The sequence below is a fragment of the Ruegeria sp. 6PALISEP08 genome, assembly GCF_001238295.1.
Lineage (GTDB): Bacteria > Pseudomonadota > Alphaproteobacteria > Rhodobacterales > Rhodobacteraceae > Ruegeria.
On record NZ_LGXZ01000001.1, the window covers coordinates 1 to 26,932 of the forward strand.

Annotated in this window: 29 protein-coding genes, 1 tRNA gene and 1 pseudogene; 12 read left to right on the plus strand and 19 right to left on the minus strand. The window is 55.8% G+C overall.

Features of this window, described 5'->3' with window-relative positions:
- Positions 1-7: 7 nt before the first annotated feature.
- The 10 genes from ureG to ALB80_RS00045 all read right to left on the minus strand — a co-directional run bounded on the left by ureG (position 8) and on the right by ALB80_RS00045 (position 5,823).
- Positions 8-637 carry an urease accessory protein UreG gene (ureG, locus tag ALB80_RS00005; RefSeq protein WP_050601980.1) on the minus strand — a complete coding sequence of 210 codons (630 nt, stop codon included), beginning with the start codon at positions 635-637 and terminating at the stop codon, positions 8-10.
- Positions 634-1,299 carry an urease accessory protein UreF gene (locus ALB80_RS00010; protein WP_253276786.1) on the minus strand — a complete coding sequence of 222 codons (666 nt, stop codon included), beginning with the start codon at positions 1,297-1,299 and terminating at the stop codon, positions 634-636. The genes ureG and ALB80_RS00010 overlap by 4 nt, the downstream gene beginning before the upstream one ends.
- On the minus strand, positions 1,271-1,723 hold the full coding sequence (gene ureE / locus ALB80_RS00015) for an urease accessory protein UreE (protein ID WP_050601982.1): 453 nt from the start codon (positions 1,721-1,723) through the stop codon (positions 1,271-1,273). The genes ALB80_RS00010 and ureE overlap by 29 nt, the downstream gene beginning before the upstream one ends.
- 28 nt (positions 1,724-1,751) lie before the next feature.
- Positions 1,752-1,976, minus strand: a complete 225-nt coding sequence (locus ALB80_RS00020) for a hypothetical protein (RefSeq protein ID WP_050601983.1) — start codon at positions 1,974-1,976, stop codon at positions 1,752-1,754.
- Between the two features lie 121 nt (positions 1,977-2,097).
- On the minus strand, positions 2,098-3,858 hold the full coding sequence (gene ureC / locus ALB80_RS00025) for an urease subunit alpha (protein WP_050601984.1): 1,761 nt from the start codon (positions 3,856-3,858) through the stop codon (positions 2,098-2,100).
- On the minus strand, positions 3,833-4,165 hold the full coding sequence (locus tag ALB80_RS00030; protein WP_050601985.1) for an urease subunit beta: 333 nt from the start codon (positions 4,163-4,165) through the stop codon (positions 3,833-3,835). Before ALB80_RS00030 ends, ureC begins: the two co-directional genes overlap by 26 nt.
- A complete protein-coding gene (locus ALB80_RS22085; protein WP_157054112.1) occupies positions 4,162-4,323 on the minus strand; it encodes a hypothetical protein in 162 nt (53 codons plus the stop codon). Before ALB80_RS22085 ends, ALB80_RS00030 begins: the two co-directional genes overlap by 4 nt.
- An 18-nt stretch (positions 4,324-4,341) precedes the next feature.
- A complete protein-coding gene (locus ALB80_RS00035) occupies positions 4,342-4,644 on the minus strand; it encodes an urease subunit gamma (RefSeq protein ID WP_050601986.1) in 303 nt (100 codons plus the stop codon).
- Position 4,645: 1 nt separating this feature from the next.
- A complete protein-coding gene (locus tag ALB80_RS00040) occupies positions 4,646-5,383 on the minus strand; it encodes an urease accessory protein UreD (protein ID WP_253276787.1) in 738 nt (245 codons plus the stop codon).
- 200 nt (positions 5,384-5,583) lie between these two features.
- Positions 5,584-5,823 carry a hypothetical protein gene (locus ALB80_RS00045; RefSeq protein ID WP_050601988.1) on the minus strand — a complete coding sequence of 80 codons (240 nt, stop codon included), beginning with the start codon at positions 5,821-5,823 and terminating at the stop codon, positions 5,584-5,586.
- Positions 5,824-5,855: 32 nt separating this feature from the next.
- Here ALB80_RS00045 and urtA point away from each other — a divergent pair, with 32 nt between their 5' ends.
- From urtA to ALB80_RS21695, 6 genes are all read left to right on the plus strand, one after another.
- Entirely contained in the window at positions 5,856-7,136 is a 1,281-nt protein-coding gene (gene urtA, locus ALB80_RS00050) for an urea ABC transporter substrate-binding protein (protein ID WP_050601989.1), read from the plus strand.
- Positions 7,137-7,195: 59 nt separating this feature from the next.
- Positions 7,196-9,148, plus strand: coding sequence for an urea ABC transporter permease subunit UrtB (urtB, locus tag ALB80_RS00055; RefSeq protein WP_050601990.1), 1,953 nt, complete (start codon positions 7,196-7,198; stop codon positions 9,146-9,148).
- A gap of 3 nt (positions 9,149-9,151) precedes the next feature.
- Positions 9,152-10,381: an urea ABC transporter permease subunit UrtC gene (gene urtC / locus ALB80_RS00060; RefSeq protein WP_050601991.1), complete on the plus strand. Its 1,230-nt coding sequence runs from the start codon at positions 9,152-9,154 to the stop codon at positions 10,379-10,381.
- Complete coding sequence (gene urtD, locus ALB80_RS00065) at positions 10,378-11,118, plus strand: urea ABC transporter ATP-binding protein UrtD (RefSeq protein ID WP_050601992.1); 741 nt, start codon at positions 10,378-10,380, stop codon at positions 11,116-11,118. The genes urtC and urtD overlap by 4 nt, the downstream gene beginning before the upstream one ends.
- 3 nt (positions 11,119-11,121) lie before the next feature.
- Entirely contained in the window at positions 11,122-11,817 is a 696-nt protein-coding gene (gene urtE / locus ALB80_RS00070) for an urea ABC transporter ATP-binding subunit UrtE (RefSeq protein ID WP_050601993.1), read from the plus strand.
- A gap of 603 nt (positions 11,818-12,420) precedes the next feature.
- Entirely contained in the window at positions 12,421-12,843 is a 423-nt protein-coding gene (locus ALB80_RS21695; protein WP_216597654.1) for a GFA family protein, read from the plus strand.
- A 361-nt stretch (positions 12,844-13,204) separates the two neighbouring features.
- Here ALB80_RS21695 and ALB80_RS22855 read toward each other — a convergent pair whose 3' ends face one another.
- The 5 genes and pseudogenes from ALB80_RS22855 to ALB80_RS00100 all read right to left on the minus strand — a co-directional run bounded on the left by ALB80_RS22855 (position 13,205) and on the right by ALB80_RS00100 (position 17,477).
- Positions 13,205-13,849, minus strand: a complete 645-nt coding sequence (locus ALB80_RS22855; protein WP_083445144.1) for a thermonuclease family protein — start codon at positions 13,847-13,849, stop codon at positions 13,205-13,207.
- A 329-nt stretch (positions 13,850-14,178) separates the two neighbouring features.
- Positions 14,179-15,426 (minus strand): annotated as a pseudogene (locus tag ALB80_RS00080) (IS256 family transposase).
- An 854-nt stretch (positions 15,427-16,280) separates the two neighbouring features.
- Complete coding sequence (locus tag ALB80_RS00090; RefSeq protein WP_050601996.1) at positions 16,281-16,475, minus strand: hypothetical protein; 195 nt, start codon at positions 16,473-16,475, stop codon at positions 16,281-16,283.
- A 137-nt stretch (positions 16,476-16,612) separates the two neighbouring features.
- A complete protein-coding gene (locus tag ALB80_RS00095) occupies positions 16,613-17,320 on the minus strand; it encodes a tyrosine-type recombinase/integrase (RefSeq protein WP_050601997.1) in 708 nt (235 codons plus the stop codon).
- Positions 17,321-17,403: 83 nt separating this feature from the next.
- Positions 17,404-17,477, minus strand: a tRNA-Cys gene (locus tag ALB80_RS00100).
- A gap of 226 nt (positions 17,478-17,703) precedes the next feature.
- Between ALB80_RS00100 and ALB80_RS00105 the strand changes: the two genes are divergently transcribed.
- From ALB80_RS00105 to ALB80_RS00115, 3 genes are all read left to right on the plus strand, one after another.
- The gene (locus ALB80_RS00105; RefSeq protein ID WP_050601998.1) at positions 17,704-18,357 is read left to right on the plus strand and encodes a protein-L-isoaspartate O-methyltransferase; all 654 of its coding nucleotides are present in this window, start codon (positions 17,704-17,706) and stop codon (positions 18,355-18,357) included.
- Between the two features lie 94 nt (positions 18,358-18,451).
- Positions 18,452-19,870: a TolC family outer membrane protein gene (locus tag ALB80_RS00110; RefSeq protein ID WP_050601999.1), complete on the plus strand. Its 1,419-nt coding sequence runs from the start codon at positions 18,452-18,454 to the stop codon at positions 19,868-19,870.
- A 73-nt stretch (positions 19,871-19,943) separates the two neighbouring features.
- The gene (locus tag ALB80_RS00115; protein ID WP_050602000.1) at positions 19,944-20,720 is read left to right on the plus strand and encodes a hypothetical protein; all 777 of its coding nucleotides are present in this window, start codon (positions 19,944-19,946) and stop codon (positions 20,718-20,720) included.
- 3 nt (positions 20,721-20,723) lie between these two features.
- On the opposite strand, the gene ALB80_RS00120 is transcribed toward ALB80_RS00115, so the two are convergent.
- Complete coding sequence (locus tag ALB80_RS00120; RefSeq protein ID WP_050602001.1) at positions 20,724-22,181, minus strand: cobyric acid synthase; 1,458 nt, start codon at positions 22,179-22,181, stop codon at positions 20,724-20,726.
- Positions 22,182-22,243: 62 nt separating this feature from the next.
- On the opposite strand from ALB80_RS00120, the gene ALB80_RS00125 reads away from it, so the two are divergent.
- Complete coding sequence (locus ALB80_RS00125; RefSeq protein ID WP_050602002.1) at positions 22,244-22,813, plus strand: hypothetical protein; 570 nt, start codon at positions 22,244-22,246, stop codon at positions 22,811-22,813.
- A gap of 82 nt (positions 22,814-22,895) precedes the next feature.
- Here the strand turns inward: ALB80_RS00125 and ALB80_RS00130 are convergent, their stop codons facing one another.
- The gene (locus tag ALB80_RS00130) at positions 22,896-23,216 is read right to left on the minus strand and encodes a DUF6280 family protein (protein WP_037310273.1); all 321 of its coding nucleotides are present in this window, start codon (positions 23,214-23,216) and stop codon (positions 22,896-22,898) included.
- 218 nt (positions 23,217-23,434) lie between these two features.
- Here ALB80_RS00130 and efp point away from each other — a divergent pair, with 218 nt between their 5' ends.
- Positions 23,435-23,998 (plus strand): elongation factor P, encoded by a 564-nt coding sequence (gene efp / locus ALB80_RS00135; protein ID WP_050602003.1) that lies wholly within the window; start codon positions 23,435-23,437, stop codon positions 23,996-23,998.
- A gap of 54 nt (positions 23,999-24,052) precedes the next feature.
- On the opposite strand, the gene ALB80_RS00140 is transcribed toward efp, so the two are convergent.
- The gene (locus ALB80_RS00140) at positions 24,053-24,994 is read right to left on the minus strand and encodes an ABC transporter transmembrane domain-containing protein (protein ID WP_050602004.1); all 942 of its coding nucleotides are present in this window, start codon (positions 24,992-24,994) and stop codon (positions 24,053-24,055) included.
- A gap of 112 nt (positions 24,995-25,106) precedes the next feature.
- Entirely contained in the window at positions 25,107-25,844 is a 738-nt protein-coding gene (locus ALB80_RS00145; protein WP_050602005.1) for a folate-binding protein YgfZ, read from the minus strand.
- Between the two features lie 73 nt (positions 25,845-25,917).
- Between ALB80_RS00145 and ALB80_RS21705 the strand changes: the two genes are divergently transcribed.
- Positions 25,918-26,592: a TIGR04283 family arsenosugar biosynthesis glycosyltransferase gene (locus ALB80_RS21705; RefSeq protein ID WP_083445146.1), complete on the plus strand. Its 675-nt coding sequence runs from the start codon at positions 25,918-25,920 to the stop codon at positions 26,590-26,592.
- Positions 26,593-26,932: the final 340 nt, after the last annotated feature.

The following is a 26,932-nucleotide window of genomic DNA, read 5'->3' on the forward strand; positions in this document are numbered from 1 at the left end:
CCTGACCCTAATTCACTTCTGAAATTATTACCCCCCCCCGCTTCACCAAGATGTCAACAATTGCGTCGACCCCTTTTTTGTGGCGAAGGGACGAGAACAAAAATGGCCGTCCTTTGCGCATTCTGGCTGCATCTCGTTCCATTATCTCCAGTGAAGCGCCAACATGCGGCGCCAGATCGGTTTTGTTTATGACCAGGATGTCGGATTTTGTTATTGCCGGTCCGCCTTTTCGTGGGATTTCCTCTCCAGCGGCGACGTCGATCACATAGATTGTAAGGTCTGCGAGTTCCGGACTGAAAGTAGCCGACAGGTTGTCGCCGCCGCTTTCGATCAGAACGACATCAAGATCGGGATGGCGTTCCTGCATTTCAGCAACCGCTGCAAGGTTTATCGATGCATCCTCGCGGATTGCTGTGTGTGGGCAACCGCCCGTTTCGACGCCGATAATCCTATCTTGGGGAAGGACCTGCATGCGCACCAGCGCTTCGGCATCCTCCTGCGTATAAATGTCATTGGTGATGACGCCCACTGAACAAACATCGCGCAGGGCTTCAGACAAGGCAGCGGTCAAAGTGGTCTTTCCGGCCCCAACCGGGCCACCAATGCCAACGCGAAGAGGGCCGTTCATACTGCTCATGTTCGGAATATCCTTGAATACTGTGTTTCGTGTCTCATCGACGCGATGTCCGTTAGGAACGCAGTCGAACTCAATTCTTCCAAGCCTGCCACTTGCGTACTTTCGGCGATATGAGCACATAGCGGTGTCAAATTACGGATTAGTTTCTGAGCGTCGGTTTGCCCCAGCGGCACAAGACGCGTTGCGCAAGCGACCAAGTTGCTTGCGAATGCTTGTAGATACATCTTCGTCGTCAGCAGTAGCGGGAGGTTCTGCAGACGCGCGGCGTGGCCTACTGAAACTGGGTAGGAAAGCTGTTGGATGTCTAAATCCCAGACATCTCCTGTGACAGTCCCGAACGCCTGTCCCAGCAGTTCGGTTTCCATTTTCCTTTCGGATGACGCGCAGATAGCCCGTGCTTTGGCATCGATGCTGTCAAGTTCATCTTTGTCCCGCGCGTTGTATGCGGACACTACGAGCAGAGCATCATTCCACCCAGATCCGTGTTCCAGCGCATCTGAAATCCAGGCTTCGGCGTCTTGGGAACTGGCGACCGCTCCTTCGTCAATTGCAGTTTCCAACCCATGAGAATAAACAAAGCCCCCCACAGGGTATGCTGGAGACAACCACTGGGTCAGCGTCAGGATATCGGCGTCAGTGGGCGTGGCCATGTGTCCTGCCATGGCCATAGGCTCCGCCTTCGGGGTTGAACGGTTCGTGCACCTCGCGCACTGTGGCTCCGATTTTCAATAGCATATCTCGGATCACATGATCGACCTGGATCAGCAGACGATCCTTTTCGATCTGGCAGGGCGTGTGGCGATTGCCGATATGCCACGCGATGCGTGTCAGGTCCGGAGCGGAAACCTCTAGCAGTGCTTCGGGCGCAGCCTGTATTTCCACTTCGCGACCGTCGTCCAGAACCAACGTGCCACCGTGGTTCAACGAGGTGGTTTGCGCCAGATCGACGAGGATTTGTTCGCCACTTTCACAGGTCAGAACCTTGCGACGCAAAAACCGATCGTCATAAGTCAGCGACAGGCAATCTGCCGGATCACTGTGCGCGTGATCCGAGTACCGGCGCGCGGTACAGAGCAGGGCGGTCATGCGATCACCCCCTCTGCAGCAGGAACGGTCAGAGCCAGATTGAATCCGCAAACACCCGGTGCACGATCCGTTCGCGTGATAGGCCGCGTTTTTTCAACTCTTCGTCGCTGAGCGATCGCAGGAATTCGACTTGCCGAACGCGGGATTGAGCTTCGGCCACACTGATCAGAGCCCCGTAGACTGATGCTGCGATGGACGCGATCAGACCGGGCAGCGAAAAGCGTGCGTGAGATTGTGTTGCTGCGTGTGCCATTTGGACCCTCGTAAACGTTGGTCCTCCCTTGGGCATTAATATCTGTCATATCGGCCTCACATTGAAGTGGGTGTTTGGTCATTTCTGCGTTGCGCGCGGTGCAATGCAGCATAATTTTTAATCAGAACATAAAGTATCGCTGTGCCATTGGCAGCACTTCGGCGGGTTGGCAGGTCAGCAATTCGCCATCTGCCCGGACTTCGTAGGTTTCTGGATCAACTTCGACATGAGGTGTCGCGTTGTTGAGCAGAAGATCCTGTTTGCCAATCTCTCGCGTGTTTTGGACAGCGACGGTCTGCTTTGCCAATCCTAGTGTATCACCGATCCCGTCCGCCAGCGCGGCTTGCGACACAAAGGTGATTGCTGAGTTTTCAACGGATCGACCATAGGCACCGAACATTGGCCGACTATAAACCGGCTGCGGGGTGGGTATCGAAGCATTGGGATCACCCATCTGTGCACAAACGATGGTGCCGCCTAGCAAAACCATCTCAGGCTTAACTCCAAAAAAGGCAGGGTCCCATAGGACAAGGTCGGCGCGTTTTCCTTCCTCGATACTGCCAATCTCGTGGCTGAGGCCATGGGCAACGGCAGGGTTAATCGTGTACTTGGCGATGTAACGGCGAACGCGCAGGTTGTCGTTGTCACCGGATTCCTCCGGCAGGCGGCCTCGCTGTTTCTTCATTTTATCAGCCGTTTGCCACGTACGGATCAACACCTCGCCAACGCGGCCCATAGCCTGACTGTCGGACGCGATGATGCTGAAGGCACCCATGTCGTGCAGGATATCTTCAGCCGCGATGGTTTCACGCCGGATGCGGCTTTCAGCAAAGGCCACGTCCTCGGGGATGGATTTGTCGAGGTGATGACAGACCATCAGCATGTCGAGATGTTCCTCTACCGTGTTAACCGTAAAGGGCCGCGTCGGGTTGGTAGAGGAGGGTAGGACATGGTCCTCACCGCAGATCTTGATGATGTCGGGGGCGTGGCCGCCGCCCGCGCCTTCGGTATGGAAAGCGTGGATAGTACGGCCCTTTATCGCGGCCACTGTATTTTCAACAAACCCGGATTCGTTGAGCGTGTCGGTGTGGATCATCACCTGAACGTCCATCGCATCAGCGACCGAAAGGCAGCAGTCGATGGCCGCAGGGGTCGTGCCCCAGTCCTCATGCAGTTTCAGGGCACAAGCTCCGGCTCTGACCTGTTCCTCCAGTGCAGCTGGAAGCGAAGCATTTCCCTTGCCCGCAAAAGCAAGATTCATGGGAAAAGCATCCGCCGCCTGCAACATCCGGCCGATATGCCATGGACCCGGGGTGCATGTGGTCGCCAGAGTGCCATGTGCCGGGCCGGTGCCACCACCAAGCATGGTCGTCAGGCCAGAATGCAGCGCGTCCTCTATCTGTTGAGGGCAGATGAAGTGAATATGGCTGTCGAATCCGCCAGCCGTCAGGATGCGACCCTCGCCCGCGATGGCCTCTGTGCCGGGGCCGATGATGATGTCTACGCCGGGCTGCGTATCCGGATTTCCGGCTTTACCAATCTTGGCGATGCGCCCGTCTTTTAGGCCGACATCCGCCTTGTAGATACCCAAGTGATCCACGATCAGAGCATTGGTGATCACTGTGTCCACGGCGCCTTCGGCACGCGTGGCCTGAGACTGCCCCATCCCATCGCGAATGACTTTGCCACCACCGAATTTAACCTCTTCACCATAGACATCTTCGCGGTGACCGGTCTCGCTGAAACGCGCAGTCGTTGCGCGCTCCACGATCAGGTCTTTTTCTACTTCGATGATCAGATCGGTATCTGCCAATCGTACTTTGTCGCCGACCGTGGGGCCGAACATGGAGGCATAGTCACTCCGGCTGATCTTGCCCGGCATCTTTCAAAGCCCCCATGATGTGCATATTGAAACCGTAGATGTGGCGGCGCCCCTCAAATGGCACCAGCATAACTTCGCGAGTTTGGCCTGGCTCAAATCGCACCGCAGTGCCCGCTGGGATGTCCAGCCGCATACCCAAAGCTGCATACCGATCCAAATCCAGAGCCGGGTTTGCTTCGGAAAAATGGTAGTGACTGCCGACCTGTATTGGTCGGTCGCCGGTATTGGCGACGATAACAAGACGGCTGCTGCGTCCTGCGTTCAGCGTCAGTGAGCCTTCGGCCGGAATAATCTCACCCGGGATCATTTCGGCTGCTTCAAAATCACGGTTATGGCGATGACCGCGATCAAAGCCAACCCAGCTGCGAGCGCGGCGTAATCACTGCCATGGGCGTGAACTTGGGTATCCGAATGGGCCATGGCCGGACCAGCCAGAATGAGAGCGGGAAACAGCATACGGTTCATGGGTGACTCCTTTGGAAATTAGCGAATGGGGTTGTGGACAGTCACAAGTTTTGTGCCATCCGGGAAAGTGGCTTCGACCTGCACCTCGTGGATCATCTCGGGCACGCCTTCCATGCATTGGTCCCGGGAGATCACTTCAGCCCCGGCTTGCATCATGTCGGCGACCGAACGGCCATCACGCGCGCCTTCGACCACGGCGTCGGTGATCAAGGCGATAGCCTCGGGGTGGTTCAGCCTAACGCCGCGGGCCAGCCGTTTGCGAGCAACCTCAGCGGCCATAGCGACCAGCAGTTTGTCTTTTTCACGAGGGGTCAGGTTCATGTCAGAGCATCCAGCATCGGGGCAATGTGTCTTTGTTCAGTCGGCGCAGAACTGGTATCAGCGTTCGGCGCAGAGCAAAGCTGTTGCTGGCCAGAATGCGAATGACCAATAGGTCTTTCCGGATCACGGTTGCCCCTGCGGTGTCCGGTAGCATTGCCCGGACAGGTTTCAGATGACCTTCGGCAGAACTCGACGCTAAGACGATTAGCGCCATCGCCCCTGCGCCATTTGTAATATGCGGCTTGGATACGTGCGTATGCCAATCACCAGAGAACCTAATCGCATCGAGAAACACTGGCGTCTCTTCGCGCCGAATCTCGATCCGATCGCGCAAGCGAATGTCCGTCAGCGTCTCGCCCATGGCAACGCGCCCAAAGACCAGCGGCTCGACCATCAGCATTTCAGCATCGAGCGCCAAGTCGATCCTAAGGCGTCGGTCCAAAGCGCTGCCGTTGTACAGGATGGTCTCCTGCGGCAGCCAGTTCAGCCGGGCGCCATCCTCAACCGTCAAATGGTTTGTAATCTGGCCCCATTCTTTGGGCTGGGCTTTGTAGGCGCGCTCGCAGGCTTGTGTCGTCAAGGTCAGCGCCGTGCATTTTGCTGCCTTGCAAGAAAACCGGAATGAATCGCCTCCGGTCACGCCGCCCGCCGTGTTCAGAAGAACCGCATCAAGATCAGGTGTGATCGTTCTGGGGAACAGGCATTTAAAGGACCCAGACTGGCGAAATCTGTCCAGCACAGTCCTGTTGCCCAATTGCTTGGTGCTTAAGCTTACGGTGCCTGCAGCACGTGGCGGTACCGCGCTGAGCGTGGGTAATATGGCTGCAACTTGTGTAATAGGGCACCTTTAGCGCGTCGTTTGGTGCCACCTGTTTCTCTGTTGAAGTGTCCGAACACTAATCTGCAGTGTCGGAATCTGCTTATTTCCACATCGTGTGTCTAAATTTTAGACAGCAACGCCCGACTTAGATGAAAAAATATGCGCTTCTCGCCGATTTCCCAAATTGGGCTAAAGGTAAGTTGCCAACCTTGCTGCAATGCAGAAACCGTATGGGTGCCACCGTGGAAATGACCCGGGGTGTGTGACGGCTGCGCGAAATGGACCTCGAACACAACCGCCACACGGAACGCAACAACAGTTGCGGGGATCAGGTAGAAGAAGAGTGTGCCTTTGCGCAAGCCCTCTCTCCCAGCCCCGCCAGGAGGATTACATGAAATCGCTCAAATCCACGCTCGCCGGATCGGTTGTCTTTGCTGCCATAGCCACCGCTGCCTTGTCTGCCGAAGACACGATCAAGGTCGGAGTGCTGCATTCGCTGTCGGGCACGATGGCAATCTCGGAGACTACTCTGAAAGACACCATGCTGATGCTGATCGACCAGCAAAACGCTAAAGGTGGTCTTTTGGGCAAGCAGCTTGAGGCCGTTGTTGTGGATCCTGCATCGGATTGGCCGCTGTTCGCGGAAAAAGCGCGTGAGCTGCTGACCGTCCACGAGGTGGATGTGATCTTTGGCAACTGGACTTCGGTCAGCCGCAAATCAGTACTGCCGGTGATCGAAGAGCTGAACGGTCTGCTGTTCTATCCGGTTCAGTATGAGGGTGAAGAAAGCTCTAAAAATGTCTTTTACACAGGTGCGTCCCCGAACCAGCAGGCGATCCCTGCGACCGATTATTTCCTGGAGGAACTGGGGGTCGAGAAATTCGCTCTGCTCGGCACGGACTATGTCTATCCCAGGACCACCAACAATATTTTGGAAAGCTACCTTAAGCAAAAGGGTATTGCGGACGCGGATATCTTCGTCAACTACACCCCCTTTGGCCATTCTGACTGGTCCAAGATCGTATCTGACGTTGTTGCACTGGGCGAAGATGGCAAAAAGGTTGGTGTGATCTCGACCATCAACGGAGACGCCAATATTGGTTTCTATAAAGAACTGGCCGCTGCTGGCGTTTCGGCAGATGACATTCCTGTCGTGGCCTTTTCGGTTGGTGAGGAAGAACTGTCCGGCCTGGATACCGCGAACCTCGTCGGCCATTTGGCGGCTTGGAACTATTTCCAGTCGGCGGATACTGATGTGAATGCCGAGTTTGTCGAAACTTGGAAAGCCACCATGGGTGACGAACGGGTGACCAACGATCCTATGGAGGCGCATTACATCGGCTTCAACATGTGGGTGAATGCCGCGACCGAAGCCGGCTCGACCGAAGTAGACGCTGTGCGCGCCGCCATGTACGGGCAGGAATTCCCGAACCTGACCGGCGGTACTGCTGTGATGTTGCCGAACCACCATCTGGCTAAGCCGGTTCTGATTGGTGAGATTCAGGAAGACGGCCAGTTCGACATCATCAGTGAAACGGACGTTGTGCCGGGCGATGCATGGACCGACTTCCTGCCTGAATCCGCAGTGCTGAAATCGGATTGGAAAGATCTCGGCTGCGGTATGTACAACACCGAGACCGAGAGCTGCGTTCAGACTTTGTCGAACTACTAAATCGTACGCAAGGCGGGTGTGATCGCCCGCCTTGCCCAAAGACACGCGGGTTTCACCACATGTTAAGACTATTCCTTGCGGGCCTGGCAATTCTCTTCGCCTGCCTGAACGCCAACGCGCAAGAGGGCGGCCTGCAGCCGATATTGCAGGATCATCAGGAGATCATTGTCAAAAGCTCGCGCAAGACGATCAAACCGGCGATAGATGCGCTTGCCGCCAGTGGGCTGCCGCAAGCGCAGGTGATGCTTGAGACATGGGCCGCCAAAGACATGTGGATGCGCAAGTCTGACGGTCTGTTCTTTGCCGGAACAAAGGCCGAAGGGCGGTTGTACGAACTGACCGATTTCGACACGGGCGAAGTGGTCGGTACCTTTGAGAAATCCGACCTGAAGCAATTGAAACCCAACAGCGGTGTCCGCGCTATGATCGGGACAGCACTGGTGCAGTTCCAGTTGACCGACCCGGACCGAAAGAAGCGCCTGGCCGCACTAAAATCCATTCAACGTGATCCCGAGGGCGCGCTGCTCGAACCTCTTCGTGCTTCGATTGAGGACGAGCCAGATGTGGATTTGAAGGTCCAGAAGCAACGGCTCGAACGGCTGCTGACTATTGGATACGACGAAGACGTTGTGGCCCGCGTGGCTGCAATTGAAGAAATGTCGAACGATCTGGGTGTCGACGTCCGCGCGGCGTTGAACCCGTTACTCGTGACCGCACGAAAGACCGCTGCGGACCTGCCATCGGATGTTAACGTCGCCATCGTTCTGGAACCCGGATCAGACGCCTTGTCCCGGGACGACGCATACCACCTGTTGGTCGCGAGTGACCTGGCTGCGTCCCTTGTGTTGCCTGACGACATTCGCTTGGCTTTGGCTGCGAACATTGATGGTGGCCGCGTAGGGGGCATCCCGGTCGCGCAACTGAACAACAATACTGCGCGCGCGCAAGCCTACAGCACTCTGGCCGAAGCCGGAATTGTGCCTGCGTTCGTAACTGAGGCCGATATCGACACGGCGCTGGGTGCACATGTGTTCTTTGAGACTTATGCCGAACCGTCCATCGAAGTAACCGCCGCTGCCGAAAAAGCGCTAAAGAAGATCGAACTGAAAGTTGGCCTGAACCAAACGCTCGACCTGACGTTGGACGCGGTCTCTCTGGCCTCGATTTATTTCCTAGCCGCAATTGGTTTGGCCATCACTTTCGGAGTGATGGGTGTAATCAACATGGCCCATGGCGAATTCATCATGATGGGCGCCTATACGGGCTATGTCGTTCAGCAGTACGTCCCCGACCATACGGTATCGATCATCGTTGCCATCCCAATGGCCTTTGCCGTCACGTTTGCCATGGGCGTCGCCATGGAGCGCCTGGTGATCCGTTGGCTTTATGCCCGCCCGTTGGAAACACTGCTGGCGACCTTTGGTATCTCGATTGCCTTGCAGCAACTGGCAAAGAACATCTTTGGTACACAGGCACGCCCTCTGACAGCTCCGGGTTGGCTGGACGGGGCCTGGGTGATGAACGATGTGGTCTCGATCAGCTATATCCGCATTGCGATCTTCGTTCTGGCGCTGATCTTTCTGGGGCTGTTCCTTTACATCATGAAACGGACAAGGCTGGGGCTTGAGATGCGTGCGGTTACGCAGAACCCGCGCATGGCAGGATCGATGGGGATCAATCCGGGGAGGGTGAACATGCTGACATTCGGTCTGGGTTCCGGCATTGCCGGGATTGCCGGGGTCGCCATTGGCCTGTTCGCCAAAGTCACATCGGATCTGGGCAACGACTACATTGTGCAAAGTTTCATGACCGTGGTTGTCGGTGGTGTTGGCAACATCTGGGGCGCGCTGGCAGGCGCGGGGATGATCGGGTTCCTGCAAAAGGGGATCGAGTGGATGAACCCTTCAAACACGCTCGCGGCGCAAACCTACATGATCATCTTCATCATCATTTTCATCCAATTCCGGCCACGAGGCATTATTGCCCTCAAAGGTCGCGCGGCGGGGGATTGAGCCATGGAACGTAGTTTTGTTGCTAAGAACCCATCTGTACTGGTCTTTCTGGCCATCCTGTCGCTGTTCACGCTGGGTGTAACTGTCCTGTCCGAAGGGTTCGGGATCGGTGTGATTTCAACCAGTTTCGTCAAAACGCTGGGCAAGACCCTGTGCCTTTGTTTGATCGCGGTCGCGATGGATCTTGTTTGGGGTTTCACCGGCATTCTATCACTAGGCCATTTCGCTTTCTTCGGGCTCGGTGGCTATATGATTGGCATGTGGCTGATGTACGAACGCACTCGGCTGATCGTGGTCGAGTCATTGTCACAAGCCGAAATCCCGCCAACGCCTGCCGAAGTTGTGGACGCCATTGGCACTCAGATTTTCGGCGTAGTCGGATCATCCGAATTCCCGCTGATCTGGGCGTTTTCGCACAGCTTGACGCTGCAGTTGATACTGGTCGTTGTGGTGCCTGGCCTGCTTGCACTGATCTTTGGCTGGCTTGCCTTCCGCAGTCGAGTAACGGGCGTCTATCTGTCGATCCTGACGCAAGCAATGACGCTGGCTCTGGCTTTGTATCTGTTTCAGAACGACAGCGGTTTGCGCGGCAACAATGGCTTGTCCGGCTTGCAGAACCTGCCCGGTGTCACTGTTTCTCAAGACGTTGTTTCGCTCTGGTTCTTATGGGCTTCGGCTTTGGCGTTGGGACTGGGTTACATGCTGGCGGCATGGATCGTGTCAGGCAAGTTCGGCTCAGTCCTGCGTGGCATTCGAGACAACGAGGCGCGGGTGCGGTTCCTCGGCTATTCGGTCGAGGTTTACAAGTTGGCTGTCTTCACCCTGACGGCTTGCATCGCCGCAATCGCGGGCGCGCTCTATTACCCCCAAGCGGGCATTATCAACCCCGAGGAAATGGCCCCCATCGCCTCAATATATCTGGCCGTCTGGGTCGCTATCGGCGGCCGGGGCCGCCTGTATGGTGCGGTCATCGGCGCGGCTTTTGTCAGCCTGCTGAGCACCTGGTTCACCGGCGGGCAGGCCCCGGATATCCCGCTTGGTTTTTACACGATCAAATGGGTCGACTGGTGGCAAGTGCTGCTGGGTGTGTCCTTTGTGCTGGTTACGCTGTTTGCTCCGCAAGGTATCGGAGGTTTGTTCGACTTGTATACCAACCAGCGTCATCCCGATCGGCATGGTGCCAATCTGGGACCGGATGAAGGCGCTTTGCGTGAGAAAGAGGCTAGCCTATGAGCACCTTGTTAGAGGTAAGTGGCGTATCGGTTACCTTCGACGGGTTCCGCGCCATCAACAACCTGTCCTTCCAGATTGGTGACGCGGAGCTACGTTCCGTGATTGGCCCGAATGGTGCCGGCAAGACTACGTTTATGGACATCATCACCGGCAAGACCCGACCAGATGAGGGGCGGGTCATATGGGGCGAAAAGTCAGTATCTTTATTGGATATGACCGAGGCAAAAATCGCGCAGGCGGGAATAGGGCGGAAGTTTCAGAAGCCTACGGTTTTTGAGGATCAGTCCGTGCGCGATAATCTACTAATGGCGCTAAAGAAAAATCGTGGCTGGGTTGGTGTGCTGCTTTACCGTCCGTCCACAAGTGATTTGCAGAAGGTCGAGGACCTGGCCACCGAAATTGGGCTGTATCAGGAACTGAGCCGGAAGTCAGGTGAACTGAGCCACGGGCAAAAGCAATGGTTGGAAATTGGCATGCTGCTTGCGCAGGACCCACGTCTGCTATTGGTTGATGAACCCGCCGCTGGCATGACCCTGCAAGAACGCGAACATACCACAGACTTGCTAGTTCAAGCTGCAAGGACCCGCGCGGTTGTGGTCGTTGAACATGACATGGAATTTGTCAGGCGCCTGAACTGCAAAGTCACGGTTTTGCATGAAGGATCCGTGTTAGCCGAGGGCAGTCTTGATCACGTGACATCAAATCAGGACGTCATCGACGTCTATCTGGGGCGCTAGAAAATGTTGAAGCTGACCGATCTGACTTTGTACTATGGGCACTCGCAAATCCTCAACGGGATTTCCATGGAAGCTTTACAGGGTGAAGTAACGTGCGTCATGGGGACCAACGGTGTCGGAAAAACCAGTCTGATGAAGGCAATCTCAGGGGCGCGTCCCCGTTCCGGTGGTGAACTGGAGCTTGACGGAAAGCCAATGGGTATCTTACCTGCTCATCAGATGGCCTGGAAAGGTGTGGCATATGTCCCCCAAGGCCGCGAAATTTTCCCATTGCTCACAGTTCGAGAAAATCTGGAAACAGGCTTCTCCTGTCTGCCTGCCAGCGAACATTTCGTCCCAGATGATATTTTTGATATGTTCCCGGTCCTCAAAAAAATGCAGAACCGGCGCGGGGGCGACCTTTCCGGCGGGCAGCAGCAACAGTTGGCCATCGCGCGTGCACTGATCACAAAACCGCGCCTGCTGCTGCTGGATGAGCCAACCGAAGGTATTCAGCCGAACATAATCCAACAGATTGGCGAAGTGATCCGGCACCTCAGAAAGACGAGCGGAATGGCAATTGTCTTAGTCGAGCAGTATTTCGACTTCGCATATGATCTTGCCGACAGGTTTGTTGTATTGCGACGTGGCGAAGTCATGGTCAAAGGCACACGAGATGACCTGACGCGTGATCAAGTGTTGCAGGCCGTAACAGTTTAGCACTGCTCGATGTAGTTGGCTTCGGTATGAGTGCATCAAACCCAAATCATGTCCTGCATTAAGGCTCGAGACATGGTTTGATCCTACAAAAACGTACAATTTGAGAATTGCTTTTTTTGAGATACGGCCCTTCGGAACCTCTTGCCGTGATATGTGAGTACTTTCGGACAGATCGACAGGCTTGGTGTTGTATCAAGGTTCGGCTTGAGCTCGAACCTTTCCGCAACGTTGCGCTCCACGATGGTCAGTGCTGACTGCAGTGAACGGGCGGTTTGGACTTTTCCGGTTTATGCCCGTGCAAACGCTCGCAAATAGGTGTCCGCTGCATTGCCGAAAACACATTGCTGCGGGCGCGAACGCTTTCTGCGTCACCAGCATGCGAAATCCCAAAAGTCCGCTTTGTCCGCATCTCGGACATTGCAAACTCGGTTTTGGAGGTCCGCTTTGGGCTGCCTCCCTTCATCTACACGGGAGGCAGCGAAGGTCGACTACGAGCCCAAATCGACTCTGATTTCCGACGTTTTCCGCTGATGAAACGTCCCAAAACATCCATTTCAAAACTCACCTGTGTCCTATGTTTTCGGAGGTTTAGAGGAAAATCGAATGGCGACGCGTGGGTATTGTCTGTGTAAGAAAACAAGTTGGGTCTATCGGGGTGATCAAACATGGGCATGCTATTGCCACTGCGATGACTGCCGTCGGAATTGTGCCGCACCGGTGGTTGCGTGGTTCGGTATGCCAATAGAGAACTTTGAGTGGACTGGTGATAAACCCTGTACTTTTGAAAGTTCCAAAGGCGTTTTCAGGCACTTTTGCGGGACGTGTGGGTCACCCATTGGATTTGAAGCCGATCACTATCCAGGTGGTATGCACCTCTACGCTGCGTCGCTCGAAAACCCGGAAGATTTCAAACCGACTTTTCACGTCAATAAGCAAAGCAAGTTGCCTTGGTTGCAAATGACTGATGATCTCGACGCGTTTGAAGGCACACTGCTACACACCCCTAACGACCCAGCCGGATATTAGTAGATGTGGAAGCGACCTGACTTTCACAATGGCAGCTTTGTTCGGATTGCGGTCCGCTGCATGTGCGAAATGCGGAATTGGGATCTAGGGCAGCTTAGGGCTCCGTACTGCTATAACAAAGCCAACTAAAAATACCTAGCTCGAACAACCCTAACTCTTGCTTCAGGCGTCTCCAAGTGACGGTATCGGCCCCCTGAGTACCGGCGGCAATCCAGCGCAAGTCCGGCACAGATTGAGGCCGCGTCAATGTCTTCCCCATCTACGTAGCAAACGCCCAATTAGCGGTCGTAGGTGCGTTCATCGTTCAGCTTGCACGTGACGGTTCCGCCGGGAAGGTGAAGTGTGCTTGAAGCTACTAGTCTCAGCTTCGGCTCACCTTTATTGTCGTCCTCTGTCGAATGCGGATAGAAGCATGCCCAAACTGCCCGTTAGCGAGTCTTCGACGCACTCCCGCTGGCTCTAGATGGCGATACTTACCACGAGAAAACTCCGGCAAATCTAAAGCCAGTCCTTGTTTAATTAACTCTGCACCAATGTCTCGACCCTCTGGTAGATAGCATGTTCCCACGAGTCGATCGTAAGATCTTTCACCATCAAGTTCTGCGGTAATGGTTTGCCCATTACAAATTTCGACCATCGCCCATTTGGACTTTTGGCCATAAGGCATGTCCAATTCCGGAGCATAGATTCCAGCCAAACGAATTTTTGTTCCATTTATTCTGATAGTGTCTCCATCTATCACATATGCACGCCCTTGCAGCATCATGCTCTTTGGCATTGCTGGTATTGGGTATGCTGGCTTGTGGATGCGGCGTCTATTGTTGGGTCGAACAACTGGCTTCAGAGTAGATCGCCGATTGTTAGGTCGAACTACCGGCTTTAGGGAGGTACTTCTCCGACGAGAGCGACCTACTGCACGGCCTATGGAGCGACCTATAGAGCGGCTTGAGCCAGTGACCTTAATTAAAAGTCCGCCAAAAACAACGGCCAAGACAACTAGTTCCATTATTCCCAAAACCCTTCCACGAAGCGGATGAAGTAGGTTGTTTAATTAGGGTGTTTTGGGGTGGAATTGCTTTCGATTCACGGCCAATAGTTTTTTAATTTCCGCCAAAACAAATAATATACAGATCAATTACTTAGCCGCTATCGGAAGTCTTAATCCGAATTGAGGTTTGTACCCTGATAAATCAACACCCAGGGTAATCAACCAAGTGATTGATACTGGCTTTGATGTTTGGTTCGTCTCGAGAACTGACACCAGCTGAACTGAGGCGGGGTACCGGCTATTGATCCAACCGGGGGTTATTGTCAAATCTGGTGTCCAGGCGGTCCTCATGCGGCGGCTTGATCCTGGTTTGATGGCTTGATGCCGTTGACGAAATCGACGCCCTGAATGACGTCGGCAAGATGGGCGAAGCCGCGCAGTTTGCGCCAGCTTTTTTCGGCGCATTGTTCGAGTTTGAACATCATGTGAAGCATCCCGTCGCGGCTCAGGCAGCCCTTGGATCGCTTGGTGCAATGGCGGATCGTGGCGAAGACGCTTTCTATTGGATTTGATGTGCGAATGCTCTGCCAATGCTGGGCGGGGAAATCGTAGAAGGTCAGCAGCTCCTCGCGGTCCTTGATCAAGCATTCGGTGGCTTTTGGGTACTTCGCTTCGAAGGTGTCGATGAACAAATCGAAGGCGGCCTGTGCGTCCTCGCGCGTTTCTGCCTACCAAATGTCATGCAGCATTTTCTTGGCTTTGGGCTGTGTTCGTTTGGGGAGGTAATTGAGCACGTTCCCGGTCTTATGCATCCAGCAGCGCTGTTGTCGCGTGCTGGGGAAGACTTCCTCCAGCGCCGCCCAAAACCCCATGGCCCCGTCGCCGGTAGCCAGTTTGGGCGCGTTTAGGCCCCGGTTTTTGAGACCAAGAAGCATTTCTCGCCAGCTTTGCGTGCTTTCCCGAACGCCGTCCTCGATGGTCAGAAAATGCTTTTCACCAAGGACATTGACCCCAATCACGACCAGCACGCAGAGCCGATCATCATTGCCGCGCAATCCGCTGTAGATACCATCAGCCCAGACATAGACCCATTCATCGCGGCTCAGATCAGCCTTGCGCCAATCATCGTATTCAGCAGCCCATTGGACTTTCAGCCGTGAAATGGTTTTGGCCGAGAACCCGGTGGCATCCGGGCCGAGAAGCATCTTCAACGCAGATCCCATTTCGCCCGTGGAAATGCCCTTCAGATACAGCCAGGGCAGCGCGGCCTCAATGGATTTAGCCTTGCGCACATAGGGTGGCACAAGCGCGGAGCGAAACGTCACCGGCTTGCCATCCTTCGCCCGTACCTTCGGCACTTTCACCGTGACCGGCCCGATCCCTGTCTGAATGGCGCGCTCCGGATGATACCCACCGCCCACAACCGCCGCGCGGCCATCTGAGGTGCGGCGTTCGGCAAACTCTGCGAGAAAGATATCTCGCTCGGCCTCAACGGCCGCTTGCAACAGTTCCCGAGCGCCTTTGCGTATGAGCTCCGTCAGCGGGTCAGCGACCGCGTCTCGACCGGAAAATGCGATGATGGTAGTGTCGTTCATGATGGTGGTGCTACTTTGGTCGGTGGCTTGTGTCGCAACAACAAACCAACCAGATGCACCGCCGTCATTCAAATCCCCCGGACACCAGATTCACTCATAGCTCTCTAACCGGCTTAAAGAGCCGTAACACACTTGCCCCATTTAGTCTGGGCAGTCCCATGACCAGACTAAATCCCCGCGTTGCCCATCATCCCAGATTAGGGCGGCGCGGGGTACTTTTGATCCAAAGTGCAATTAACGCCGTACACAATTTACCCCTAACTTTCTGCCCGCGTTGTTCACTTGGTTTCCCTCCGAACAACGCGGGTTTTTTGGGGGATGAGGGGGTAACGAGTGACCGCCCCGCCATAGTGCGGGGCTTTTTCTTGGTTAGACATGACGCGAAACTCTATCATATTGTGACTAAACGTCATTGCGGCACGGGTTTCGTCATGGACAACACTGTACTCTATTTTTTGGTTGGCATCTTTGTCGTCGGGCTACTGACGATGGGTTACTACTCAAGGGGCAGCGGTGCGTTAATCTCAATTGTGATTGTGGTCGGCGTTATAGGTGCAATAATAGCTTACCTGAGCGGCTATTTCGGTGAACTGCCACAGTAGGTGCATGCATCCGGTTAAGAGGCAATGGATGATGTGACTGATCGAATTTGGTCCAAGACGACGATTATGTAGGCAAGAAAAGAACCAGCTTCGCAGTTCCTGTGAGTGAGTTTTGCGAAGCTGGCTAATCCCTACAGCACTGGGATGGTGGCCGCAGGCGGGGTTCGCATAGGACTTTGCAACTTGTATTTACCACGAAATGACTGACACCGATAAGCGGGCATAAGAATAGGGGACTATCCAAAAGTATAGCTAACTGTGACCGACTGGCCCGCGTAGTTCCGGTTCGGTCGGCAAAGCGTGGTCTGGTGGTTCAATGCCGTGCTGGTTCAACCACTCAAAGACAGCGGCCCAATCGTCTTGTAGCGACGGTTTGCTGCGATACTCGCGCAAACATTCCAGCTTGCATTTCAGGTCATAAGGAATCGTCCGCGGCCATTTCTTCATGGCAAGATGTTCTAATTTTGTTCCGCACAGTGTCAATGCCGCTATGCACCCTTAAACAACAACCCTTCCCACTGGTTCATGATTTCCCGGCGTTGTCGCAGGCGTTGAGAACGATTGTAGGTTCGTGCAACCCCGGGCTAGGTTGCTGCGGCCTGATGGTTCAATATCCGGTCTACATCGTTTTCATCCGCGCCGTGTTCGCACAGATGCGTGGCGAACGACCGGCGTATGTCCCGAAGCTGGAACCTTTTGACCGGGATATATGCGTCAGTGAACCAGCGTTTTTTGACGTGCGCTGTTGTCTTGAAATCCTGAAACTGGTTCGGCTGCATCGCGGCCAGAACGAAAGCCCGACCGGCCAACGGTATGACGTGGCGGGTGCCATTCTTCGAAGACGGGATCACCATGCACTGATCGCGAACCAGAGCCGGGTTGAACTGCATCAGGTCCGACTCTCGTTGCCCGGTTAGAATGAGCAATTGCAGGAGCTGGCACCACGCCTTGCCCTGATACGGTGCGGCGTCGTACAGGGCGCGTAGCTGGTCCAGCGTCAGCACCTGGTCGCGTGGTGTTTCTCGGGCTGGCAGGATCGTCGGCGCCAGCGTCGTCCAATCATTGGCTCGACCGTACCGCCAGAAATGCGTCACCGCTGGCCGGTACCGATTCCTTGTGCTGGTCTTCCACCGGCTGAGTGCATCCGACAGATCAGAATTGGTGATCGTGTGCATGTGGGAACATGAGTTGGATTCAAGTACCCGTTCCAACTGCGTCAGGCGTTCGTCGCCATGTTTGAGTTGGTCCAGATGGTCGATCTTATATCGTGCGAGTGCATCGCGTATCAGCATAGGCGTACCCCTAAAATCCGTGTACATGCCCTGCTGACAATCGTCAGGGTGATTTTCCGAAGCCGTATCAACAGCTTGCGGTTTGGAGGCGAGTACCGGAATCGAACCGGTGTACACGGATTTGCAATCCGCTGCGTCACCACTCCGCCAACTCGCCTTTTCAAGTAAAATCAAATACTTGCCGTGGTGTGCGTGGGGTTTTAACAGCTTTCTTCTGGGGCGTCCAGAGGATTGCGTGCAATTTTGAAGGCTAGATTGAAATTTGCGATATCCCGTGAACATTTTTTGAGGCGTCGCAACCGGGTTGCGGCAACAGGGCCGTTGCTGCACGGATCAGGATGTGGCACAAGCCCGACATCTTTGGGAATGAGACGAGATATCCAATGACAGATTTCGCAGCCCGGCGCCGCACAATGGTTGATACACAGGTCCGACCCTCTGATGTCACCAAGTTCCCGATCATTGACGCGATGTTGCACGTCCCACGCGAGAACTTCGTGCCGGACGCGCAGCGCGAAGCGGCCTATGTCGACGATTTGATCGAAATGGGCAATGGTCGCGCGATGATCGAGCCTCGGACGCTGGCCAAGATCTTGGACGCGTTGAACATATCCAATGATGAGATGGTTCTCGATATCGCTCCGGCCATGGGGTATTCCACGGCGGTAGCCGCCCGGATGGCGCAGTTGGTTGTTGGTGTGGAAAGTGACGAGGCGCTGGCGGCTGAGGCGCAAAGCCTTCTGGCCGAGGCGGATGTGGACAACGCAATCATCCACGTGGGCCCGCTTGAGCAGGGCGTGGCTGAGCACGGCCCCTACGACGCGATTATGGTACAAGGCGGCGTCGAGCAAATTCCCCAAGCGTTGCTTGATCAGCTTAAAGAACACGGCCGGATCGCCTGTCTGTTTGTCGACGGGAACCTCGGCACCGTGCGGATCGGTCGGAAGTCCGGCGGTCAGGTCAGCTGGCGTGACGCGTTTAACGCCAGCGCACCTGTTCTGGAGAGTTTTTCGGCCGAGTGTGCATTTTCGCTATAGTCCGCCGATAGATTTTTCTTCCGCCTTGATTAGTTGAAAACAAGGCCGCAAACTGCCTGTAGGGCAGTGTAATTTCGTTTGAGAGGATTTCGGTATGCGTGGTACGGCGACAGGTAAGATCGTCAGGGCGTTTGCGGTGACCGCAGGACTTGCCATCAGCGTGATGCCAGGGCGTGTAGCGTGGGCAGATAACATAACAGACGCCTTTATCGGCGCGTATAACACAAGCGGCCTGTTGGAGCAGAACCGGGCGCTGTTGCGGGCTGCGGACGAAGATGTGGCCATCGCGCTTTCGGCGTTGCGGCCGATCATCAACTGGACGGTGCAGGTTAGCCAGGATTATACCCGCTCTCGGACCTCCAATGTGGTCACGACCAATGAACCATCGCGGTTCTTTACGGGTCTGACGCTGGGCCAACTTCTGTATGATGGTGGCGCTTCGCTTCTGGGCAAACAATCTGCGCAGGAAACTGTACTGTCGACCCGGCAAACCTTGATCGACATTGAACAACAAGTTCTGATCCGTGCGGCAAATGCCTATTTGGGCGTGTTACTGCAGGAAGAGACTGTAGAAATCCGTCAGAACAACGTCGAGGTTTCGGCCGAGGAACTTAGGGCATCGAATGACCGCTTTGAGGTTGGTGAAGTCACCCGCACGGACGTCGCCTTGTCCGAAGCGCAGTTGGCGAGCTCGCAGGCGGACCTCGCGGTTGCGCGCGGTGAACTGAGCATCGCGCAGGCCGAATATGTGAATGCTGTCGGTAAGGCGCCGGGGCGCACCGCAGGCCAACCGAGCCTGCCCAACCTGCCACGGTCCGAGGCCGAGGCAGTCGGCCTAGCGCAACGCAACCATCCGGCGATTCTGTCTGCGCAGCATCAGGTGCGCGCGTTCGACCTGATCGTGCAGCAACAGCGGGCCAATCTTGGTCCAAATGTCAGCCTGAACGCGGATGCAGGCGTGTCCGAAAGCTATGACAACGACGATTATATCAACGATGCAACTATCTCACTGAACTTCAATCAGCCCATCTATGCGGGTGGTCGTTTAGCCGCGAACGTGCGGCGCGCAATGGCGACACGGGATGCATCGCGTGCGAATCTGTTGAATGTGCAGAAAAACATCACGCAGGGCGTCACCGACCGTTATGCGGCGTTCCTGGCGGCCAGCGCCAGCCTTCGGGCCTCGACTGAGCGGGTTCGCGCATCACAGGTCGCCTTCGACGGCATTCGCGAAGAAGCGACATTGGGTGCCCGGACAACTCTGGATGTATTGAACGCTCAGCAGGACCTTTTGGATGCGCAGCTGGCCGAAGTTGCTTCGCGCACGGAACGCTCGCGCGCCGCTTATCAGTTGTTGCAGGCGCAGGGCTTGCTGACGGCAGAACGTCTGGGGTTGGCTGTACAGATCTATGACCCGACCTTGTACTACAACCTGGTTAAAAAAGCGCCGGCACAGGTCAGCAAACAGAGCAAAGATCTGGATCGCGTCCTCAAAGCATTGCGTCGCGACTGATCGGCCATACTATTTGTTGTGAGGTTGGGATTGTTTGGCTACACTCGATCCGAGGATAGAGCGGTAGAGAACAATGACTGATAACGTCGTAAAAGCAGGGATCGAAGATGTTCTGTCTTCGGTCAAACGTCTGGTAAGCGAAGACCACCGCGATAAATCCGTCTCGGATCAACAGCCTGTATCCAGAAAGCCGGGACGGCTGGTTCTGACGGATGCTTTGCGTATCGGCACCCCGACTCAGGTCGATGAGACTCCCGAGTTTGTTGGCACGGGCCTAAAAAGTTCCGACTCGGCTAAGCCGATGTTGTTGCGGGCTTGCGATATCGTCGAGGCGGGCAAACCGGCTAATGCCGTTGAGGATGAGGTAGAGGCAGACGCGCCGAATTCTGCCGCATCGACAGATGCGGCAACCAGCCTGAGCGCGAAGATCGAAGCGCTGGAAGCGGCCATTGCGCAAACAGAAGATCAGTGGGAGCCAGACGGTGACAGCGAAGACGCCTATTCCGGGACGCCGTCGCAGTCTTTGCCTTGGAATGTAGAAGAAGAGTTCGCCGCAGCCGCTTCTTTAGACTCTGTCGAAGTCGAGCAAACCGATGCGCCCGCAGAGGACGAAGACGTACACGTTCAGGCAGAGTTTATCCGGTCGCCTCGGGTTGAATCCGAGGTGATCGAAGAGGCTGCTGAAGACGAAATGACAATCGATATGGATGAAGAGGCGTTGCGCGCCCTGATTGCCGAAGTTGTCCGGCAAGAGTTGCAGGGCACAATGGGCGAACGGATCACACGGAATGTGCGCAAGATGGTCCGGCGCGAGATCGCACGTGCTCTGGCCGCAAAAGAGCTGGGCTAAAGCTCAGCCGCGCTGAGGTGACTGGGCAAGACTAAGCAACAGATCAAGATCCATGTGGTGCTCAAGATGGTCGGCCAGATCGTCCAGCGCCTGTTCTACGCCGTCCTCGTAAGCGACGTCCGAGGTCACGCCCAGTTTTGAAAGATAGTGCGTCCGGAACGTGTCGGACGAAAAGATACCGTGCAGGTAGCTTCCTTTGATCCGTCCATTGGCGCTGGCAGCACCTTCTGGCTTGCCTTCAACCTCCAGCCATGCGCGGGCGCGATCAGGGCCATCGGTATGACCCATGTGGATTTCGTACCCGCTGACCGGATTCCGGTCGGGCAGGGCATGGGCTGATCGCAGGATAACGTGTTTTTGCCCGCCCATGACGGTGTCAACGTCCAGTAAACCCAGCCCATCGACCTTACCCGGTCTGCCATCGACGCCGTCCGGATCTGAGATAGTTTTGCCCAGCATCTGGTACCCACCGCACAGCCCCAGAACATGCCCACCCCGGCGCAAATGGCCATAGAGGTCGATATCCCACCCCTGCGCCCTGAAATATGTCAGGTCTGCGATGGTGGATTTGCTGCCGGGCAGCAGAACCAGATCGGCGTCACCGGGCAGGGGACGTCCTGCGGGAATGATCTCGACACTTACGCCGGGCTCAGCCGACAGCGGGTCGAGGTCGTCGAAATTGGCCATGCGTTCAAGCTGAGGAACAACGACCTTGCACGCGCCACCGGTATGAGAGCGAATATCCATCATATCCTCGGCAGGCAATTTCCACGCGTCTTGAAACCATGGAACCACGCCCAGACAGGGCCAACCTGTGCGGGTGGCGATGTCATCGCGCCCCTCGTCGAACAAGGACACATCCCCCTTGAACCTGTTGACGGCAAAGCCCCGGATCTGTGCCAGATCGCCGTCTTCCAGCACAGCCTGAGTGCCGACGATCTGTGCGATCACACCGCCACGATGGATGTCGCCGACAAGAACCACCGGAACATCTGCGGCACAGGCAAAGCCCATGTTGGCGATATCACCTTTGCGCAGATTGGTTTCAGCCGGGCTTCCCGCGCCCTCGATCAAAACCAGGTCAGCATCCGCGCAAAGCCGGTCAAAGCTTTCCAGCGCAGCCCCCAGCAGCTTGGACTTGTCCTTGCGGTAATCCCCGGCCTTCATCGTGCCCGCACGTTGTCCCTGAACGATGATCTGGGCGCCGGTGTCCGTTTCGGGTTTCAGCAAAATGGGGTTCATGTCGGTATGGGTCGCCCGCCGCGCCGCCCGGGCCTGAAGCGCTTGCGCACGGCCGATCTCGCCCCCGTTTTCGGTGACAGCCGCATTGTTCGACATGTTCTGTGGCTTGAACGGAGCAACCCGCATACCCCGCCGTGTAAAGGCCCGCGCAAGCCCGGCCACCAGCACCGATTTTCCGACGTTGCTGCCGGTACCTTGAATCATGATGGCGCGAACCATGGTTTGTCTCCTATATGTCGGGGCGCAGATGACCTGATTTGAACCAAAAGGGAAAGCCCCGGATGAACACGCCAGCGCATCTTTTGATCGGGGCCGCTGCTTTTGCCCGGCCTCCGCAGGGGCGTATCCTGTTGGCGGCATTGCTGGGGGCGGTACTGCCGGATTTATCCCTGTATCTTATGGTAGGGGTTTCGCTGTTTGTTTTGGGCATTCCGGAACAGGTGGTCTTTGGGCAACTCTACTATTCACAGACCTGGCAGACCGTCTTTGCCATCGACAACTCCTTTATCCTTTGGGGAAGTGTGCTGTTATTGGCAGTGTGGCGCGGTTGGCATTTTGTTGCTGTCGGGGCTGCGGCAGGTCTGTTGCATTTGGCGACAGATTTTGTGCTGCACGCCGGGGACGGGCGACCCCAGTTCTGGCCGCTGAGCGATTGGGTATTTCACAGCCCTGTCAGCTATTGGGACAGCGGCCATCATGCCTTGTGGGTGGCACCGGTTTCTGCGTCAGTGTGTTTGGCGGCCTATGTTGTGCTGTGGCAGCGCGGCCTGTCAGTTTGGGGCAGGGTCCTGTTCGGCTCCATGCTGGCGGCTGAAATCTGGGTGGCGCGACAGTGGCTGTTGTTTTTCTAGGCGCGCGAATTGCATGACACGGCAAAGAAAAACGCGCTCTGACAGGCAGAGCGCGTTTTTTCTGGTGCGAAATCGCCTGGGATCAGGCGGCTTCAGCTTGCTGAGCGGCGTTACGACGCTCGCTTTCTTCGCGCGACAAAGCGACCGAGGTGCGCACGCCACGGCCAACGAACTCCATCAGTCCGCTGACAACCCGTTCATTCGGGTCAATACCTGCGCAGGACAGCACTTCGCGCCCATCGCGCGAACGCGCCCATCGCGCGATTTGTTCGGGGCCATTGCCGTACTTCTTGTCATCGGCGATGGCATCATCAAGTGCAGCCAACACAACGGCCGCGAAAAGTTTGCGCGCACGATTGCCTTGCTCATTGTTAAAGGCAGTGCCGTCAACGAAATCTCTCATCTCGTCTTCCTTGTTGTTCTTGCTCTTGCATTTTCGGCGTGAGGGTCCTTATGACCTATTAGGTGCGATTCGGATACAGATAAAATGCATAGTTGCGTTGCGTCACTTGCATAGCTTGCTGCAAGTGCAGCACTAGGTGTCGTTGTCTTGTCAGGTGTGGTCCCGCCAGATATAGGGGCCGCAACTGATGCATCAACCGTTTGTGAAGGATTTATGTAATGCCCAAGATAAATGGGAACGAAATTCGCCCCGGCAATGTGCTTGAGCATAACGACGGCCTGTGGGCAGCGGTCAAGGTAGACCACGTAAAGCCGGGCAAAGGCGGTGCGTTTGCCCAGGTCGAACTGCGCAACCTGCGCAATGGCTCGAAATTGAACGAACGCTTCCGGTCAGCGGACAAGGTCGAGCGCGTCCGCCTGGAACAGAAAGACCAGCAATTCCTTTACGAATCCGACGGGATGCTGGTGTTCATGGATACAGAGACCTACGAACAGATTGAATTGCCGGCAGATTTGCTGGGTGAACGTCGTCCGTTCCTGCAGGATGGCATGACCATCGTTGTTGAATTCTACGAAAGCGAGGCGCTGAACGCGACGCTGCCGCAGAAAGTGACCTGCAAGATTGTCGAGACCGAGCCTGTTGTCAAAGGTCAGACCGCGGCAAATTCGTTCAAGCCTGCGATTCTGGACAATGGCATGAAAGTTATGGTGCCGCCTTTCATCGGTCAGGATGAAATGATTATCGTGAACACGGAAACGATGGACTATTCCGAACGCGCGTGACGTTTGGAACTATTGGCAAGAGACCGTGCAGGCACCCGCTGCGCGGTCTTTTTTTTAAGCGGTGGGGCGGTAACGATAGCGTGTTGGATCGGGGCCAAACAGTTCCAGCATCAGTTCATATTTGATGCGATTGGCGCTGACCTGACGATAGAATGCGATCAGGAACGCGGTCGGGCCCTGAATTCGGCTGAGCCCACTGGTGGCCGCCACCACGGTGCCCACATCCGTTTTTCCCTGCAATACCAGATAACCGCCCAGCATCAGAATGCCGACGGTACCGGCGCCGTTGATTACGCTTAGCAGAAACTTGGCCGACAGCTTCCACAGGAACATCCTTCGCCGCGTGACATAGATGTCGTCAAACATGGTGTTGATGTCCCGCTCGACGGCTTCGATGTCCTCGGTCGTCAGCCGGTCCGTAGCGCTGCGCAGGATACGGACACGTTCTGCTACGAAAATGTTCACTTTGCGTTGCGAGACCAAAACGATGATGATCTGCGGCACGATCATCGAGAAGGCGATTAGCCCCAAACCGGGTTGCGTGGATGAGATATATCCGATCACGCTGATCAACGTACCGATCTGAACCACCGGATCCGAGAATGCGCCCCCTGCGAATTTCCCCAACTCTTCGGCCTCGGCGGAAATGGCCGTGGTCATGGTGCCTTTGCGTAGGTCCTCACCGGTTTCTTTCAGGTCGGTTGAACGCCACAGCAAACGCTGCCGGATAAGCCGGATCATGTCTTCACCCAAGGTGCCAGCCCGGTATCCAAGGATCCATTTCAGCACAAGGCTCAGCAGGATAACGGCCATCATGCCGATACCCAGCTGGATCAGCTTCTCAGTGCCCACATTCTTAGTTGTTAGGTGGTTGACGATGTCACGCTGAAACTCAAGGGGAACGGCGGCCAGGGCAGCAATGGCGATGGACAGCACGATAAGAACGATCTGCCGTCCGGAACTGGCGCGCCAGATCGCGGAATATAGTCGAAACATGGGTGTATCCAGTTTGTCCTGTTTCCCGCAGTTTGGCAGGGCTGGGGAACAGGTTCAAACTTGGCGATATGTGTCGTCAACGTGGTCGTGCTGATTAGGCAACAAGCGGCGCTTAGTCCGTCAATCGCACCGTGGCCTTGCCCGCCTGCATTTCACCGCCTGCGCGGTCAAAACGCAGGTAGGCAATCGCGTGGCCCCCGGATTGAGTGAACAGGGTGCCTATCGATTTGCCATTGGCCGTGATCTCGGTCCCCACAGGGGCTGTGCCATCAACAACGACACGGCGCAGACCTTTGCGCAGTTCGGTCTTGTGCTTCATGCGCGCGGTCACTTCCTGACCTACATAACAGCCCTTTTTGAAATCCACACCGTTCAGAATGTCAAAACCGGATTCAAGGATATAGCTGTCTTGGGACAGCTCAGTTCCGGCCTCTGGAATGCAATGTTGAACGCGCAGCGCATCCCAATCGGTGCCGTCATCTTCTTCCGGTGCTGTGGAATACATGCGCCAGCCCATGTCCGGGTGACGCGGGTCGGGCAGGGCGATCTCTGGCGCGGCACCCGTTCCGTACTGCAGATGCAGATCGGTGCCTTCGATCGCCACATCCGCACGCAGCTTGTACATGCTCAGACGCTTGATCAGATCTTCGGCGAGGTGCTCGGCCACATCCAGCAAAACGCCGTCGCCGTCACGCTTCAGGAAAAAGTCCGCCAGATACTTGCCTTGCGGCGTCAGCAGCGCTGCATAGACCAGCCCGTCATTCAAACCCTGAATGTCATTGGTGATCAGGTCCTGCAAAAATCTTTCGGTGTCCGAGCCGGTCAGGCGCAGGATGCGGCGGGTGGGCATGGCTTGGTCCTCGTCATTTCCTTTGGCCTCGTGATATAGGAAGATCCGCCACCAAGACCAGAGGGTATCAGACGTGCCAGCCCCGATCTCTGTTGTGATTCCGACCCTGAACGCCGCTGGTGCCTTGCCCGCATGTCTTGAGGCGTTGATGGAGGGTCTGCACGCCGGGCTGATCCGCGAGCTGATCATCAGCGATGGGGGGTCTACTGATCCAACACTGAAGATCGCGGAAGAGGCCGGTGCCCGGGTTGTGGCGGGTGCACCGTCGCGCGGCGGACAGTTGCGACGTGGCTGCGCAGAGGCCGGTGGGGACTGGATGCTGATCCTGCACGCGGACACCGTGCTGCAACATGGCTGGAGTGAGGCCGTAAGCGCCCACCTTTCCAGCGGCACACCTGCAGCGTTCCGGTTGGCATTTCGGGCGCACGGTATTGCGCCAAGATGGGTCTCGGGCTGGGCCAATCTGCGCAGCAGGGTATTTGGGTTACCCTACGGGGATCAGGGACTTTTGGTGCTGCGCGATGTCTACCAAGCCGCAGGCGGCTATCCGGACCAACCCTTGATGGAGGACGTAGAGCTGGTGCGTTGCTTGCCCCGAATGACACTGCTTGAGATCCGAGCCTTTACGAGCGCGGAGCGGTATGAGCGGGCGGGGTGGCTTCGGAGGGGTACTCGGAATCTGTGGACGCTATTGCGCTATTTTCTGGGGGCAGATCCGCAGGTGCTGGCGCAGGCGTATCGGCGATAAGTGCCGTACGCAGCTCGACCAGCGATTTTCCCAACCGGAACGGGGCTGCAAAGCTGACAAGGCACAGGGCCACGATTTGAAGAACCAGAATATGAGCGTTGGCCTGCAAATACTCCCACTCGTCTTTCAGTTTGCCAACCTGATCGATCAGATCATCATAGCTTTGGGCCAGGATCAGGTAGTCCCCTGCAATAGCAGGTACTTTCCGGCGCATGTTGTCGATGGCGGTTTGCGTTTCGTCGTCCAGAGAGGTGAAGACCAGAAACTGGTCGATATCGAAGGCATCAGCTTTCGCGGCGGCACTGCGCATTTCATCCATGTCATCCTTGGCTTGACCTCC